Raw genomic sequence first — 14,391 nt, forward strand, 5'->3', positions numbered from 1 at the left:
GTTGATAGGCCAGATGTGGAAGCCCTGTGAGGGGTGGAGCTGACTGGTACTAATAGGCCGAGGGCTTGTCCTCAGTTGCTCGCGTCCACTGTGTTAGTTCTGAAATAATGAACAGCCGTGATATTGCCCGGTGTTCAGTTTCATAGTGTTTCGGTGGTCATTGCGTTAGGGAAACGCCCGGTTACATTCCGAACCCGGAAGCTAAGCCTTTCAGCGCCGATGGTACTGCAGGGGGGACCCTGTGGGAGAGTAGGACGCCGCCGAACGATTATTGTGGGGGAGCCCCGTACCGTATGGTACGGGGCTTTCCTGCGTTCTGAACCTATTCGTGAACCCATTCTGAGCCCGTTCGGAGAGCGGCGTCGGGTGTCGATGCGGTGAAGTACCCGGTTGAACGTGGCGCGCGTGCGTGGCAAGGATTGCGGTATGGACTACGTGATGCGCGCGGTGCGGGCGGATGAGTGGCAGGCGGTCAAACGGCTGCGGCTGGACGCGCTGAGGGATCCGGCGGCTCCTGTCGCATTCCTGGGGTCCTACGAAGAGGCCGCCGCGTGGCCGGACGCGTTCTGGCAGGACCGCACGGCCACGGCCGCCGAGGGCTGGAAGGTGCGGCAGTTCGTCGCGGAGTCGTCCGACGGGGTGTGGGTGGGCACGGTCACCGTGCTCGTCGAGCGGCCGGAGGACGAACCGGAAGGCGCAGAGGGTGCGGGCTACGGCGAGGTCCCGGCGGTGGCTCAAGGGCACCTGGTGGGCGTCTTCGTGCGGCCGGAGGTGCGGGGGTCCGGGGTGACCGATGCCTTGTTCCGCGAGGCCGTCGACTGGGCCTGGTCGCTCTCGGCGCCGCGGCTGGAGCGGGTGCGCCTGCATGTGCACGAGAGCAACCCGCGGGCCGCGGCGTTCTACCGCCGCTTCGGGTTCGTACCGTCGGGGCGGCGGATTCCGGCTCCGGGGGAGCGGGGCGAGTGGGAGCTGGAGTACGTGATCGAGCGGGGGTGAGGCCCTACCCCTGGTCCGGGGTCGGCAGGTGTTCCTGCCAGCGGGCCCGGCCCTGTTCGCGGGAGCGGAGCAGGGCGATGGTGGGCAGCCCCAGCTCCTGGCCCCTCTCCAGCAGCTCGGGGAGCTGGGGGAGCGGGGCGACGGCGGCCACGTCGTCCAGGACCAGCGTCATTGGTGGGTCGAGCCGACCGTCAGATGACCGTGCGGCCATGCGGCGGCCGTGCTCGACCACGTGTGAGGCGAGCGCGGTGAGGAGGGGCATCGCGCCGGGGCGGGTACGGGGATCCTCGATGGGGTCACCGACCAGATAGAGCGTTCCCCCCTCGCGGGCAAAAGATTCCAGCGCGGCCGTATCCGATCGGTTCGCCGTGCAGGCCTCGCGGATATGGACGGAGGAGAGGGCCGAGAAGGCCCGTACGTTCAACTCCTGGGCGACCTCGCGCCGTTCCGGGTAGGCCGTGAGCGCGGACTCCAGCAGCCCGGCGAGTCCGGACGCGGCCTTGGGGTGCGTACGAAGGACACGTACGGGGTCGTGGGCGGCGGCCCCGGAGGCCCAGCGGGCGACCTGGCGGAAGGGGCGGCCGTCCACCGCCGCCGCGTGCAGCCAGCACTGGAGGAGCGTCTGCGCGGTGTCGGCGACCGCTGCGTCGATCCTCGCCTGCGGGCGGACCGGGGCGAGGAGCGCGGCGGCGCGTACGGCGGCGGTGGCGGGGTGCTCGCAGCCCGCCGTGGGTGCCCAGTGGAGGCGGGCGGGGGTGTCGCAGAGGTGACCCGGGTCGTAGACGAGTACCGGACCCAGCTTGGCGCGGGCGTCCTTCGTCTCCGCCCAGACCGTGGGGTCCGACGTGACGACCAGTGCGGGACCCTCGGCGTCCTGGACTGCCCGGACGGCGGTGGGACGCCGGTCGGGGGCCGGGGCGTAGACGAGGAGCGGGGTGCGTTGGGCCGGGAGGAGGGGGGTGGTGAGAGCCGCTGGGGGCGGGGGCGGGGGTGTTGGGGTTTGGGGTGGTTCTGGCTGCGGGTGGGCCTGTGCCTGAGCTTGGGCCTGTGCCTGTGCCTGTGCCTGTGCTTGTGGTGCTGGGGCGGGTGGTGCTTGGTGTTGTGCGGGGTGTTTGACCAGGGGCGGTGCTGGGAGCTGTCCATCGGCCGGTGCGTGAGGCGTCGGCATCTCGTGCGGGCCGAGGGTCCTCTCCTCGCGGCGGTGTTGCCGTACGAGGCGCCAGCGGGCCAGGACCCCGAGGGTGAACACCGCCAGGACCCCCAGGACCATCAGCGTGCCGATGAACAGGCCCCAGAACAGCCCGTATCCGGAGAGCTGGCCCGGAGGCGTCGCGGGCCAGGCGCCGGGGAGGTCCTGGGGGGCGGTGGCCAGTTCGCGCAGGGCGAGGGGGGACTGCGTGAACGTGACGCCGTCCGGCCAGGAGCCGTGGGCGAAGAGCCCGGCCAGGCCGGTGGCCGTCCAGGTGGCCAGGGTGGCCGCGAGGAAGAGGCCGAGGAGACCGATCAGGAGGCCGTCGGGGACGCCGCCGGCCTGACGGGGGCGCTGGTGGCCGTTGCGCCCCTCGTATCCGTCGTATGCGCTGTGCCCGTTGCGTCCGTCGTTCCCATCGGGGCGGTGCGGGCCCCGGCCCCGTGGTGCCTGGCGTGCCATGTCAGGCGACCGTTGACCGGGACGACTCGTTCGCCCGTTGCTGGCTCTCGATCCGGGCCGCCCGCTCCTCCGCCTCCAGCTCCGCGGCGCGGATGTCGTCGGGCAGTTGGTCGTCGGTGTCGGTGGCCGATCCCTCGGTCATCGCGCGGTCGGTGAAGACCAGGGGGCGTTCGGCCTCGGTGATCAGGTGTTTGACGACCTGGACGTTGCCGTTGACGTCCCAGACGGCGATGCCGGGGGTGAGGGTCGGGATGATCTCGACGGCCCATCGCGGCAGGCCGATGACCCGCCCGGTCGCTCTGGCCTCGTCCGTCTTCTGGGCGTAGATCGTGCGGGTGGAGGCCATCTTGAGGATGGCCGCGGCTTCCTTGGCCGCTGCCCCGTCGACCACGTCGCTGAGGTGGTGGACGACGGCGACGAAGGAGAGCCCCAGACGGCGGCCGAACTTCAGCAGGCGCTGGAAGAGCTGGGCGACGAAGGGGGAGTTGATGATGTGCCAGGCCTCTTCGACCAGGAAGATGCGCTTCTTGCGGTCGGGCCTGATCCAGGTGTGTTCCAGCCAGACGCCGACGATCGCCATCAGGATCGGCATGGCGATCGAGTTGCGGTCGATGTGGGAGAGGTCGAACACGATGAGGGGCGCGTCGAGGTCGATGCCGACGCTGGTGGGGCCGTCGAACATGCCGCGCAGGTCGCCGTCGACGAGCCGGTCCAGGACGAGGGCGACGTCCAGGCCCCAGGCCCGTACATCGTCTATGTCGACGTTCATCGCCTCGGCGGACTCGGGCTCGGGGTGGCGCAGTTGCTCGACGATGTCCATCAGGACCGGCTGGCGGTCGGTGATGGTCGCGGTGACGTAGGCGTGGGCGACCTTGAGCGCGAAGCCGGAACGTTCGTCGAGGCCGTGGCCCATCGCGACTTCGATGATCGTACGGAGCAGGGCGAGCTGGCCGGTGGTGGTGATGGACGGGTCGAGCGGGTTGAGGCGGATGCCGCCGTTGAGCGCCGCGGTCGGGTCCAGGCGGATGGGGGTTATGCCCAGCTCCTGGGCGATGAGGTTCCATTCGCCGACGCCGTCCTCGCCCTGGGCGTCGAGGACGACGACCTGGCGGTCGCGGAAGCGGAGCTGGCGCAGGACGTAGGTCTTCTCCAGCGCCGACTTGCCGTTGCCGGACTCGCCGAGGACCAGCCAGTGGGGGGCGGGGAGTTGCTGCCCGTACAGCTGGAAGGGGTCGTAGATGTACCCCTTGCCGCTGTAGACCTCGCGGCCGATGATCACGCCGGAGTCGCCGAGGCCGGGGGCGGCGGTGGGGAGGTAGACCGCCTGGGCCTGGCCCGTCGACGTGCGGACGGGGAGCCGGGTCGTCTCCACCTTGCCGAAGAGGAAGGAGGTGAAGGCATCCGACACCGCGGACAGGGGGTCTCGCATGGCGTGGCTGCCCTCTCTCGTCGTGCTTCTGCGGGTTCGGTTCGTCTTGGGTACGTGCGTGTTTGTGGGGTCTGCGTGGGTCTGCGTGGGTCTTCGCGGGGGTGTGGATGGGCGGTGGCTGAGTGGGCGAGTGGGACGGGTGCGGGGTGCGTGAGGGACGGTCAGCGGCGGATGCCGGTGGCGAACGGGAGGGTGTTCACGAACGCGCGGTGGTGCTCGCGGTCGCACCACTCCAGCTTGAGATACGACTTGCCGGCCGAGGCGCGGATCGTGCGCTTGTCGCGGGCGAGGGCCTCGGGTGAACGGGACGACACGGTGATGTACCCCACGAGGTTCACCCCGGCGGCGCCGCTGGCGAGATCTTCACCCCGCTGGTCGAGCCGGCCGTGGGCGGCGATGTCGCGGGGGTCGACGGTGCGGTTCATCTTGGCCTGGCGGCTGGCCTCGGCGTCGTCGTTGGTCTTCTCGGTGAGCATCCGTTCGATGGCGACCTCGGTGGGTTCGAGGTCCATGGAGACGGCGACGGTGCGGATCACGTCGGGGGTGTGGACGAGGAGCGGGGCGAGGAAGTTGACGCCGACGGGGGTCATCGGCCACTCCTTCACCCAGGCGGTGGCGTGGCACCAGGGGGCGCGGGTGGTGGACTCGCGGGTCTTGGCCTGGAGGAACGTGGGCTCGACCGCGTCCAGTTCGGCGGGCCAGGCGTTGCGCTTGGTCATCGCCTGGATGTGGTCGATGGGGTGGTCGGGGTCGTACATGGAGTGCACGAGGGAGGCGACGCGGCTCTGGCCGAGAGGCTGGCGTACCCGGATGTCGGCCTCGGCGAGGCGGGCGCAGATGTCGGTGAGCTCGCGGGCCATGACGACGGCGAGACCGGCGTCGCGGTCGAGGCGGCGGCCGCCCTGGGGGCGGGCTGCGCGGGCCATGGCGTTGGCCTCGGCGGCCAGTTCGCGGCTGTAGTGCATGCAGGCGACGAGGTAGGCGCGGTGCTGCTCGCTGGAGGTGGAGACCATGGACTGGAGCTGGTCGTAGGAGTCCTGGAGCCAGCCGGGGGCGGTCCGGTCGCCGCGCTGGGCGACGTCCTTGGCGTGGGCGTCGGGGTCGGCGGGGAGGGTGCGGGCGAGCATCTGGAGGCGGGTGACGAAGCCGTCGCCGTTGGCCACGTGCTTGAGGAGGGTGCCGAAGCGGTCGACGAGGGCCTCCTGGTCCTCGCTGTCGCGCAGGCCGACGCCGGGGCCCTCGATCTCGATGGCGGCGGTGACGGTGCGCCGGTCGGCGTGCAGGAGTACGGCGATCTCGTCGGGGCCGAAGGGGGCGGCGAGCCAGCTGATCCGCCCGATGCCGGGGGGCGGGCCGATCTCGACCTCGCGGCCGTCGGCGCTGATGCCCGCTTCCATGGCGCCGGAGCGGTAGGCGGTACCGCGGCGCACGGAGCGTTTGAAGCTGCGGTTGATCTCGAACCACTTGTAGAAGGTGCGGCCCTTGTACGGGACGTACACGACGGCGAGGGCCAGCATCGGGAAGCCGACGAGGCAGACGATGCGGAGGGAGAGGACGGGGACGAGGAGGCCGCTCATCATGCCGAGGAACGCTCCGGCGATGATCAGGGCGATCTCGCCGGTCTCGCGGTTCTTGCCGACGATCGCGTTCGGCCGGGCGCGGCCGATGAGATACGTGCGGCGGGGCGCCATCGTGTGGGACTGGGTCGTCAACGCCCGCCACCTCCTGTGCTCGGGTTACCTGTGCTGCCGAAGCCGCCTCCGCCTCGGGGGGAGCGGCTGCTGTGGGGGGTGCTGGAGGTGGGCGCGGAGCCGCTGCGGGGCGGGGGTGCGGCGGAGGGGACAGATCCGCCGCCGACCGCGCCTCCGCCGCCGCTTCCGCCGGAGGTGCGGGAGCTGTGCGCGGCGACGCCTCCACTGGCCGGGTTGGCGGGGCGGGCGCCGCCTCCGCCGGAGCTGTTCTGGTCGTTGCGGCCGCTGTGGGTCTTGATGCCCTGGGAGACGAGGGCGGCCGGGGAGCTGATGAGGGCGGCGGCCTGGGAGCCGTCGGTGGCCTGCTTGCGGTTGGTGCGGGCGCCCTGGATCTCGTCGCCGAAGCCGGGGACGAAGCGGTAGATCATGGCGGAGGCGAAGATGGCGAGCAGGATGATGGAGAGGCCGGAGACGACGGCGGAGAAGGCGTCGGGGCCGTCGTTGGCGGAGAGTGCTCCGGCGAGGCCGAGGACGATGACGATGACCGGCTTGACCATGATCACGGCGATCATGATGCCTGCCCAGCGGCGGACGTGGCCCCACATGTTCTTGTCGACGAGACCGGCGTAGACGACGATGCCGAGGAGCGCGCCGACGTAGAGCAGGGCGGCGCGGATGACGAGTTCCAGCCACAGGATGCCTGCGGCGAGGATCGAGACGAGCGAGACGACGATCAGCATGATCGGGCCGCCGCCGATGTCCTCGCCCTTTTTGAGGGCTTCGGCGAACGAGCCGAAGAAGACGTCGCTCTGGCCGCCGGTGGCGGCGGCGATGACCTCGGTGACGCCGTCGGTGGCGGAGACGATCGTGTACAGGATCAGCGGCGTGAACGCCGAGGCGAGCACGGTGAGCCAGAGGAACCCGACGGCCTCGGAGACCGCGGTGGTGAGGGGGACGCCGCGAATGGCGCGCTTGGCCACGGCGAGGAGCCAGAGGACGAGGGTGAGGATGGTGGAGGCGGCGAAGATGACGGCGTACTGCTGGAGGAACTTCTGGTTGGTGAAGTCGACGTTCGCCGTGGACTCGACGGCCTCGCTGAGCTTGCCGACGATCCAGGCGGCGGCGTCGGCGCAGCCTCGGGCGAGGGAGGAGAGGGGGTCGAGGGCGTCGGCGGGCGCGACGTCCTGGGTACGGGAGCCTGCGCCTTCGCCGCCTTCGCAGTAGTCACGTGCCGGGCCGGCGATCAACTCGCAGGGGTCGCTGCTGCCGCTGGGGGTCGGCGTAGGTGTGGGGTCTGCCGCTGCGCGAGAGGCGAATGTGAGCATCGCGACCTGTACTGCCACCATGCTGAAGCTGCTCGACCAGAGACGACGTCGAAGGCTATCGGGCATAGGTGAACCCCCCGAACTCGTTGACCGCGTCTGCGATCTCGTCCGATTGGGACACAGGATTATCACCCGTGACAGGAGAGGGGCCGGTCTGCTGGCCGGTCTTGATGACCTTCCAGTCGGAGCCGTTCCACTTCAGACTCATGGTTACGGTAAACCAGCCGCTGGTTACAGGCTTTGTCGATTTATCGCCGGTCAGGCCGAAGAGGCCCGCGCACCAGACCTCAACCTCTGCCTGATTCGACGAGTAGGACGTCACCTTGGTTCCGGCTGGCAGTGTGCGGTTGACAAAGGTGGAGCCCGCAGGCGCGCTTCCATCGGCGTTGAGGCCGATCTGTTTCAGGAACTCTTGGGAATAGTCGGCATCGAAGCCCGACTGGAGTGTTGCCAAGGAGCTGCTGTGCGCGAGGGACCGAACGATACTTGCGCGTTGTTCCTGGTTGAACATCTCCGCCGATCCCAGCGCCACCGCGTAGTTCGCCGCCGCGCTCTGTGCCCCCTGCTCGTCCCGGGCGAAGCCGGAGGCGATGGTGCCGTTCTTGCCCTGGACCGGCTTGGTGCCGGTGGCGGCGGTGGGGGCGCTGCCACCGGCTCCGGGGTTCGCCGTGTTGCGGGAAGCGCCGTCGTCGCTGCCGCCGCCCCGGTTGGCGAAGGCGATGGCAGCGATGAGGAGGACGACGACGCCGGTGATCGTGATGAGGGAGCGGGAGTTGCGGACGGGGCGGCGCGCGCCGGGGTTGCCCGCGTCGCCGTCGGGAAGGCGGGTGCGGGTCTGGCGGGTGCCGCCGAGGGTGCTGTACGGGTCGTCCGGGCGGCTCCCCTGGTCCTTGCCGCGGTAGTCGTGCTCGTCGCCGGGACTCATGGCGCGTTCGCTCCCTCGGTCGTGTGCGGATCCGCGCAGGACGACGGTAGCGGTGCTGGTTGCCGCGTGAGCGCGGTGGAGTGACTCGACATCAGGGAAACGCAACCTCAGCCGGTGGGCGCGACGGACGGACGTGGGGGGCGGGCTGGGACGGCCCGGTGCGGAGCGGCCGACGGTGGGTCAGACGGCCATTCCGTACACGATGGTGAACAGGGTGCCGAGGGAGCCGATGATGAAGACCCCGGTCAGGCCTGCCACGATCAGCCCCTTGCCCTGTTCCGCGCTGAACGTGTCGCGGAGTGCTGTCGCCCCGATGCGCTGCTTCGCCGCGCCCCAGATCGCGATACCGAGGCAGAGGAGGATGGCGATCGCCATCACCACCTCGATCATGATGCGCGCCTCGTTGCCCAGCGACCCGAACGGCCCCCAGTCCGGGGCGATTCCGCCGATGATGGTGGTGATGTCGCCCTTCTCTGCTGCCAGGATCATGTAAGTCACCGCCCCTGTTGGGTAGTTCGCTGCCTGTGCCGTTCTGGCACGGGTCGCCTTCTATCTTCGCTGATGAAACCGCGCTCGCACGACGCCTTCCAGGTCTCTTTACCCGGAACTCGCACGTTTGACCGGGCCGGCCGCCCTGACCTGCGGCTCGTCCCGGGTATCTCGTGCGTTCACCTGGTTACTCTGTGTATCACGCGGTGTGACCGGGAGCAACGACGGTGGCCATGGGTTCTGATGCGGTCGCAGCGTTCGTGGAGCACGGGGTGTTCGTATGCGCCGTTCGAGAGCGGTTGATGCGCCGGTCGCATCGTGGTCCTGCCCGTCGCCTCGTCAGGTTCGTTGATAAGTACGGCCTGTGGGGCGGCTGTGGTTCTGTCCGGCGGTCGGTCGGCGGGTCCCGTCCTCTCGGCGCACGACCGCTCGTCCTTTCCCCTCGCCATCCCCTCCCCTCCGGGTTCGGCTTCCGGGGTCGGAGCGGTGTCCGGCTGCGCAGGACCTCCGAGGTCGGTCGCGGTCTCGTGCCGGTGGCCCGGGTTCCGCTCCACTCCGTTCGGGTGAACCGCATGCCTCGACGGGGGAGGGTCGCCCGGTTCCGGGGGCCGGGAAACACCGTGCCAGGAGTGTACGGAGCCCGCTCGCCGTGGTGTTGACCAGCGGCATGTCGCGGGTTGCGGATTTGGCACAGTGCCGCCGGTCAACGGTCGAGAGGCGAGGTGAGGGGTGTGGGTGGAGTGAGCGGCACGGGTGGAGTGGGTGCGGTGGGAGGTGTGGGCGGGGCCCTTGGCTCGGGGCCGCCTGACGGGGCGTCGGGGCTGTCCGGGCTGGCGGGCGGTGTGGGTGCCGGAGGCCCGGTCGGGCCCGTGGCGCCGGGCTGGAGAGGGACCCCGGCACCCGGCTGGGCGGTGGGGTCCTCCGGGGAACCGGCAGGCGGTGGGGAGCTGCGGCACCACGGTGGTCCGTGGGTGCGGGCCGCCGGGGCCGCCGACCAGCTGGTCGCACATCTCGGCCCGGCCAGAGGCGAACTGGAGGCCGCGCACCATGGGCTGATCGCGGGTGCCGGGGCCCTGGCGGCGTTGGCCGAGCTGAGTTCCGTACGGGCCTCGTGGGAGCGTCGGCTGGAGGAGGCGCGGGGCGAGTGCGGAAGCCTCGCCGGCAAGCTGCGTACGGTGGCCCGTTGCCAGGCCGAGGTCAACGAAGGGGTGCGAAGCGACTTCGCCCAGGTACGCGCCGCGAGCTGTGGCGGGGCGCGGTGAGCGGGCGGGGCAGCGGCGCGGTTGCCGGCTCTTCGCTGACGTGGTCGGCGTTACGCGAGGTGAGGTGCGCCGAGCTGGAGGAGGCCGCCGACGGGTGGGGGCGGGTGAGCAACCGGGCGGACGCGGCACGCGACCGTGTCGAGGGACAGATCCTGCCCGGCCTGCGCGATGCGCAGAAAGGGGAGGCGGCGGGGGCGGCCCTCGGGCGGTTGCGTCGGCTGGGGACGAACTTCCAGTACATCTATACGGAGTGCGGGCTGCTGCGGACCACGCTGAACAGCCTGGCCCATGAGATCAAGGCGCAGCAACGGGTGCTCCAGGGTGCGCTGGACGAGGCGGCGGAGCTGAGGTTTACGGTCCACCCGGACGGTTCGGTGACGTATCCCGAGGCGGGGGAGGGCCTGGTCGCCGGGAAGCCGCTGGCGGGTGGTACGGCGTCCGGGGTCCCCAACCCGGGCATGGTCGCCCCCTCGGGGTTGGTCACGCCTCATCCGCACGCGGGCAAGGCCCAGGACATCGCGGACCGGGTGGCGCGGGCCGTACGGACGGCGGCGGACGCGGACTGGCGGTACACGAGGATCCTGCGGGAGTTGCGGGCCCGGACCGGCCTGGGCGTTCCGGCGGCGACCTGGACGGACGCGGCGGCCGATGCGGCTGCGGTGCGGGAGGTGGCGAGGAGCTACCTGGAGAACGCGATCCCGTACGACGCGAGTCCGGCCGAGCGGAAGAAGTGGTGGGACGGGCTGACGGAGGAGCACCGCGAGGAGTACCTCGCGGTCTACCCGGACCTGATCGGCAACCTGGACGGCGTCCCGGCCCTGGTACGGGACGCGGCCAACCGCGACAACCTCCAGCTGCTGATCGGGAAGCTGGCGGGGCAGGACGACGAGGACTCGGCCACCAAGCTGGCGGCGCTGCGCGAGATCGACCGGCAGCTGCGGGAGGTGCCGAAGGCGGGGGAGCCGCCGATGTATCTGTTGGGTATCGGAGACCAGGGGAACGGGCGGGCCATCGTCGCGTACGGGAATCCGGATACGTCGCGGAACGTGGCGGCTTATGTGCCGGGGTTGAATACGTCGTTGGATGAGGAGTTCGCCCAGGGCGATTTGAAGCGGGCGAGGGACCTGTCGATCGCCGCGAACCAATACGGAGCGCCGGCCGCCGCCATTACCTGGCTCGGTTACGATGCGCCCCAGTCCCCCGACGGAATGGGAACACTTGCTGTGGCGGCAGGCGGGCGCGCGGAGACGGGTGGCCGTTCCTTTGGTGAGTTCACGGGCGGAATCGCCGCGACCAATGATTACGGCGACCCGCATATGACCGCCATCGGTCATTCCTACGGCTCACGCACGGTAGGGGCTGCCACACAGCAGCCGGGAGGAATCCCCGGTGTGGATGACATCGTGTTCGTCGGTAGCCCCGGGGTGGGCGTCGACAGCGCTGACGATCTGGGGGTGGGGCGGGACCATGTCTTTGTCGGTGCCGCCGCCAACGATGTCGTGACCAAACTTCCGTCGAAGGAGCAAACGGCCCTCGGGGCGGCCGAGATGCTGTTCGGAGGACCGGCGGCCGCCTACCTCGCCGGTGACCTCGCGGACCGGGGCGATGACGATGTCTGGTTCGGTAAGGATCCGGCCAGTGAGGCGTTCGGGGCGAGACGCTTCGAGGTGGGGGACGGACCGCCGCTGATCGCGAACGGCAAGTTGTCGGTCGACGCGCATTCGGAATACTTCGATCCGGCGCTTGATGGGAAGTCAGTCGAGAACATGGCGTTGATCGCTTCTGGTAATTCTCGCAAGATTAAGTCGGAGGAACCGCGTTGATGACTCGAAAGAGCTTGATCTTCCTGGCTCTTCTGGTGGGGTCATTTCTCTCGGGATGCTCTGGTAAGCAGGAGGGGAAAGTGGATATGCAGGAAGCCGCAGATCGCGCAGATGCAATTCTTGACAGCGTCCTCGCGGAGATTGAGCCGAACGTTCGCTGGGTGCATGGACCTACGACCTCGGACAGTTGCACGGTCACACGTCGGAGGACAGTGATGACTGTGGTATCCGCTCAGCGGAGGGGCAGCTTCCTGGGTGTCGTTGATCGCTTCTGGCGAAAGAGCGGATACCGCATGACGGCCGTGAACAACAATGTGGATGTTCCTGCCATCTATGCGAGGACTGAGGATGGGTTTGAGGTTCGTCTGACCGTCGCTGACAAAGGCCAGGTGCACTTCACCGTCGACACCCCCTGCGTTCGCTTCTCCGAGGTCGCCGACTCCACCAGCCGTGCCACCGCTCCGCTCGATCCTCAGGCCCAGTACATCCCCCGCCCCAACATCCACTCCGACTTCTGGTCGGCTGGAGATGGGTGAGGATCCGTCAGGTCCGTGCCCCGTGAGGTGTCAGCGCCCCCGTGTGCTTCCGGTGCGCCGGTGGTGTGCGGTGGGGGGCTGTGGGTGGGGGGTGTCGGCCCTCGGTGAGCCGGGGATGACCCGGATGACTCGTACACACCCGCGAAAACGGCTCTGAAGCGTCCCTCGATGGGGGATGGTTGAGGGGTGCGGAAATTCTGGGTGTTCGGTGGCATCGGCCTGGGCGCGGCGGCGTTCCTCATGGCTCTGCTCCTCGTCGGTACGTACTCCGCCGCCGCCGGTCTCGCCGGTGCGGGCGGCGGTGGGGCCGTCGCGCTTGCCAAGGGGGCCGTTCCGGCGCGGTTCCAGCCGCTCGTCCAGAAGTGGGGTGACCTGTGCCCGGCGATCAACCCGGCTTTGCTTGCCGCGCAGTTGTACCAGGAGAGCGGCTGGAACCCCCAGGCGCAGAGTCCTGCCGCCGCGCAGGGCATCGCTCAGTTCATCCCCGGCACCTGGGCCTCGCACGGGATCGACGGCAACGGCGACGGCCGGAGGGACGTGTGGGATCCCGCCGATGCCATCCCCTCGGCCGCCTCGTACGACTGTGAGCTCGCCGGGTACGTGAAGAAGGTGCCGGGCGACCCGACGAACAACATGCTGGCCGCCTACAATGCCGGGGCCTACGCGGTGATCAAGTACGGCGGTGTGCCTCCATACAAGGAGACGCAGAACTACGTCAAGATCATCCGCTCGCTGGAGAAGAGCTTCGCCCGGCCGGTCGGCCGGGTCGCGCCTTCCCGGCAGGCGGCCGGGGCGATCTACTTCGCGCAGAAGAAGCTCGGCACGCCCTATCTGTGGGGTGGCAACGGGACGCCGGAGCAGCAGGGGCGGTTCGACTGTTCGGGGCTGACCCAGGCGGCGTACCGGACGGTCGGGATCGAGCTGCCGCGGGTCGCCAACGACCAGTACAACGCCGGGCCGCACCCCTCGCGGGACGAGTTGCTCCCGGGGGATCTGGTGTTCTTCTCGGACGACCTGACCAACTCCCGGGCGATCCGGCACGTGGGGTTGTACGTCGGGGGCGGCTATATGATCAACGCGCCGTTCACGGGGGCGGTGATCCGGTTCGACAAGATCGATACGCCGGACTACTTCGGCGCCACCCGGGTCACCAAGGACGGGGCCGCCGCCCTTCCCACCGATCTGCCTCCGGGGTGACGCATGTCTCGCGACCCGAGCGGCGTGGCCGGGGGTGCTGACGGGCAGTCGGCCAGGGTCGGAACTCTCCGTGAAGCCCTGCCCCTGAGCTGCGGCGATGGGTCTCTCTTCGATAACGTCCTGGTGATCATTCGGTGGAGAGCGGAACGCTCGCGACGAACAGGCCGTTCCCTGGAGAGCGCGGTGCAGTGCGGCACCGCGGATCGCATCGGACGCGGGGGTTCGACCACGGCGGCGTGTACGGACGCGCGTCGTAGCGGATGAGACAGAAGCAGCAGCAGAAGACTAGGCAAGGGGCCGCGGCAGATGGCTGGAGTCGAACTCGACGGGTCGAACCCGGACGTCAGTCTGCTCTACGACATCAACGGGCTCGCCAAGGCCGCTCCGACCTGGTTCGACCGGACCATGGAGTTCGTCGGCGAGTACGGGATCATGTTCGGCCTGGTCGTCGTCGGCCTGTGGTGCTGGTGGAGCCTGCGCAAGCGCGGCACGGTCGAGGACTCGGTGACGGGTGTCGCCGCCGTCGTCTGGGCTCCGCTCGCCGCCGCGATCGCGATCATCGTCAACATCCCGATCCGCGGATTCGTCGAGCGGCCACGTCCGTTCAACGACCACGAAGGCCTTGAGGTCCTGATCCACGGCAAGACGGACTACTCGTTCGTCAGCGACCACTCCACCCTCGCCATGGGGATCGCCGTCGGCATCTTCGTGGCGAACCGCAAGTTCGGCTTCGTCGCCATCGGCCTCGCGCTCTTCGCCGGGATCAGCCGCATCTACATGGGCGTCCACTACCCGACCGACGTCATCGGCGGGTTCGCCCTCGGTACGGCCGTCACACTCCTGTTGGCCCCGCTCGCCATGGCTCTGCTCACCCCGCTGATGGCGGCCGTCGCACGTTCGCCCCGCGTCGGCTGGTTCGTCCGCTCGACGAAGCTGTCCGTCGTGTACACGGATGAGCGCGGCGACGCGCTGGGCATCCCCGACCCGCGGCCCGGGGCCCGGCGGGGCGACACCGGCGAGAAGGATCTCGCCGCCTGATCCCCTCCCCAGCCGGGTCTGCTCAGCTG

12 protein-coding genes and 1 rRNA gene are annotated in these 14,391 nt (G+C 69.5%); 7 read left to right on the forward strand and 6 right to left on the reverse strand.

Annotated features, from left to right (window positions below; genetic code table 11):
- Positions 1–149 precede the first annotated feature (149 nt).
- A 5S ribosomal RNA gene (gene rrf, locus ACIRRU_RS03545) occupies positions 150–266 on the forward strand.
- A 160-nt stretch (positions 267–426) separates the two neighbouring features.
- Complete coding sequence (locus ACIRRU_RS03550) at positions 427–996, forward strand: GNAT family N-acetyltransferase (RefSeq protein WP_403675649.1); 570 nt, start codon at positions 427–429, stop codon at positions 994–996.
- 4 nt (positions 997–1,000) lie between these two features.
- Here the strand turns inward: ACIRRU_RS03550 and ACIRRU_RS03555 are convergent, their stop codons facing one another.
- The 6 genes from ACIRRU_RS03555 to ACIRRU_RS03580 all read right to left on the reverse strand — a co-directional run bounded on the left by ACIRRU_RS03555 (position 1,001) and on the right by ACIRRU_RS03580 (position 8,506).
- Complete coding sequence (locus ACIRRU_RS03555; RefSeq protein WP_403675652.1) at positions 1,001–2,647, reverse strand: type IV secretory system conjugative DNA transfer family protein; 1,647 nt, start codon at positions 2,645–2,647, stop codon at positions 1,001–1,003.
- A gap of 1 nt (position 2,648) precedes the next feature.
- On the reverse strand, positions 2,649–4,076 hold the full coding sequence (locus ACIRRU_RS03560) for an ATP-binding protein (protein WP_363203914.1): 1,428 nt from the start codon (positions 4,074–4,076) through the stop codon (positions 2,649–2,651).
- 161 nt (positions 4,077–4,237) lie between these two features.
- Positions 4,238–5,788 (reverse strand): SCO6880 family protein, encoded by a 1,551-nt coding sequence (locus ACIRRU_RS03565; RefSeq protein WP_363203913.1) that lies wholly within the window; start codon positions 5,786–5,788, stop codon positions 4,238–4,240.
- Positions 5,785–7,113 (reverse strand): hypothetical protein, encoded by a 1,329-nt coding sequence (locus ACIRRU_RS03570; protein WP_403675655.1) that lies wholly within the window; start codon positions 7,111–7,113, stop codon positions 5,785–5,787. Before ACIRRU_RS03570 ends, ACIRRU_RS03565 begins: the two co-directional genes overlap by 4 nt.
- Before the next feature lie 34 nt (positions 7,114–7,147).
- Positions 7,148–8,017 (reverse strand): hypothetical protein, encoded by an 870-nt coding sequence (locus ACIRRU_RS03575; RefSeq protein ID WP_403675658.1) that lies wholly within the window; start codon positions 8,015–8,017, stop codon positions 7,148–7,150.
- A 180-nt stretch (positions 8,018–8,197) separates the two neighbouring features.
- Entirely contained in the window at positions 8,198–8,506 is a 309-nt protein-coding gene (locus ACIRRU_RS03580) for a hypothetical protein (RefSeq protein ID WP_363203910.1), read from the reverse strand.
- A gap of 971 nt (positions 8,507–9,477) precedes the next feature.
- Between ACIRRU_RS03580 and ACIRRU_RS03585 the strand changes: the two genes are divergently transcribed.
- From ACIRRU_RS03585 to ACIRRU_RS03605, 5 genes are all read left to right on the forward strand, one after another.
- Positions 9,478–9,768 (forward strand): hypothetical protein, encoded by a 291-nt coding sequence (locus ACIRRU_RS03585; RefSeq protein ID WP_403675661.1) that lies wholly within the window; start codon positions 9,478–9,480, stop codon positions 9,766–9,768.
- Positions 9,765–11,591, forward strand: a complete 1,827-nt coding sequence (locus ACIRRU_RS03590) for an alpha/beta hydrolase (protein ID WP_403675664.1) — start codon at positions 9,765–9,767, stop codon at positions 11,589–11,591. The genes ACIRRU_RS03585 and ACIRRU_RS03590 overlap by 4 nt, the downstream gene beginning before the upstream one ends.
- Positions 11,591–12,127 carry a hypothetical protein gene (locus tag ACIRRU_RS03595; RefSeq protein WP_403675667.1) on the forward strand — a complete coding sequence of 179 codons (537 nt, stop codon included), beginning with the start codon at positions 11,591–11,593 and terminating at the stop codon, positions 12,125–12,127. The genes ACIRRU_RS03590 and ACIRRU_RS03595 overlap by 1 nt, the downstream gene beginning before the upstream one ends.
- A 201-nt stretch (positions 12,128–12,328) precedes the next feature.
- Positions 12,329–13,324 carry an NlpC/P60 family protein gene (locus tag ACIRRU_RS03600; RefSeq protein WP_403676950.1) on the forward strand — a complete coding sequence of 332 codons (996 nt, stop codon included), beginning with the start codon at positions 12,329–12,331 and terminating at the stop codon, positions 13,322–13,324.
- A 306-nt stretch (positions 13,325–13,630) separates the two neighbouring features.
- Positions 13,631–14,362: a phosphatase PAP2 family protein gene (locus tag ACIRRU_RS03605; protein ID WP_403675670.1), complete on the forward strand. Its 732-nt coding sequence runs from the start codon at positions 13,631–13,633 to the stop codon at positions 14,360–14,362.
- Positions 14,363–14,391: the final 29 nt, after the last annotated feature.

This window comes from Streptomyces sp. NPDC101181 (genome assembly GCF_044767975.1).
In the GTDB taxonomy this organism is placed as follows: Bacteria; Actinomycetota; Actinomycetes; order Streptomycetales; family Streptomycetaceae; genus Streptomyces.

Bases quoted from the DNA above. Each gene is read 5' to 3' on its own strand.
- ACIRRU_RS03575 (WP_403675658.1), bottom strand. From the start codon at position 8,017: ATGAGTCCCGGCGACGAGCACGACTACCGCGGCAAGGACCAGGGGAGC.
- ACIRRU_RS03570 (WP_403675655.1), bottom strand. From the start codon at position 7,113: ATGGTGGCAGTACAGGTCGCGATGCTCACATTCGCCTCTCGCGCAGCG.
- ACIRRU_RS03595 (WP_403675667.1), top strand. From the start codon at position 11,591: ATGACTCGAAAGAGCTTGATCTTCCTGGCTCTTCTGGTGGGGTCATTT.
- ACIRRU_RS03605 (WP_403675670.1), top strand. From the start codon at position 13,631: ATGGCTGGAGTCGAACTCGACGGGTCGAACCCGGACGTCAGTCTGCTC.
- ACIRRU_RS03555 (WP_403675652.1), bottom strand. From the start codon at position 2,647: ATGGCACGCCAGGCACCACGGGGCCGGGGCCCGCACCGCCCCGATGGG.
- ACIRRU_RS03580 (WP_363203910.1), bottom strand. From the start codon at position 8,506: ATGATCCTGGCAGCAGAGAAGGGCGACATCACCACCATCATCGGCGGA.
- ACIRRU_RS03550 (WP_403675649.1), top strand. From the start codon at position 427: ATGGACTACGTGATGCGCGCGGTGCGGGCGGATGAGTGGCAGGCGGTC.
- ACIRRU_RS03560 (WP_363203914.1), bottom strand. From the start codon at position 4,076: ATGCGAGACCCCCTGTCCGCGGTGTCGGATGCCTTCACCTCCTTCCTC.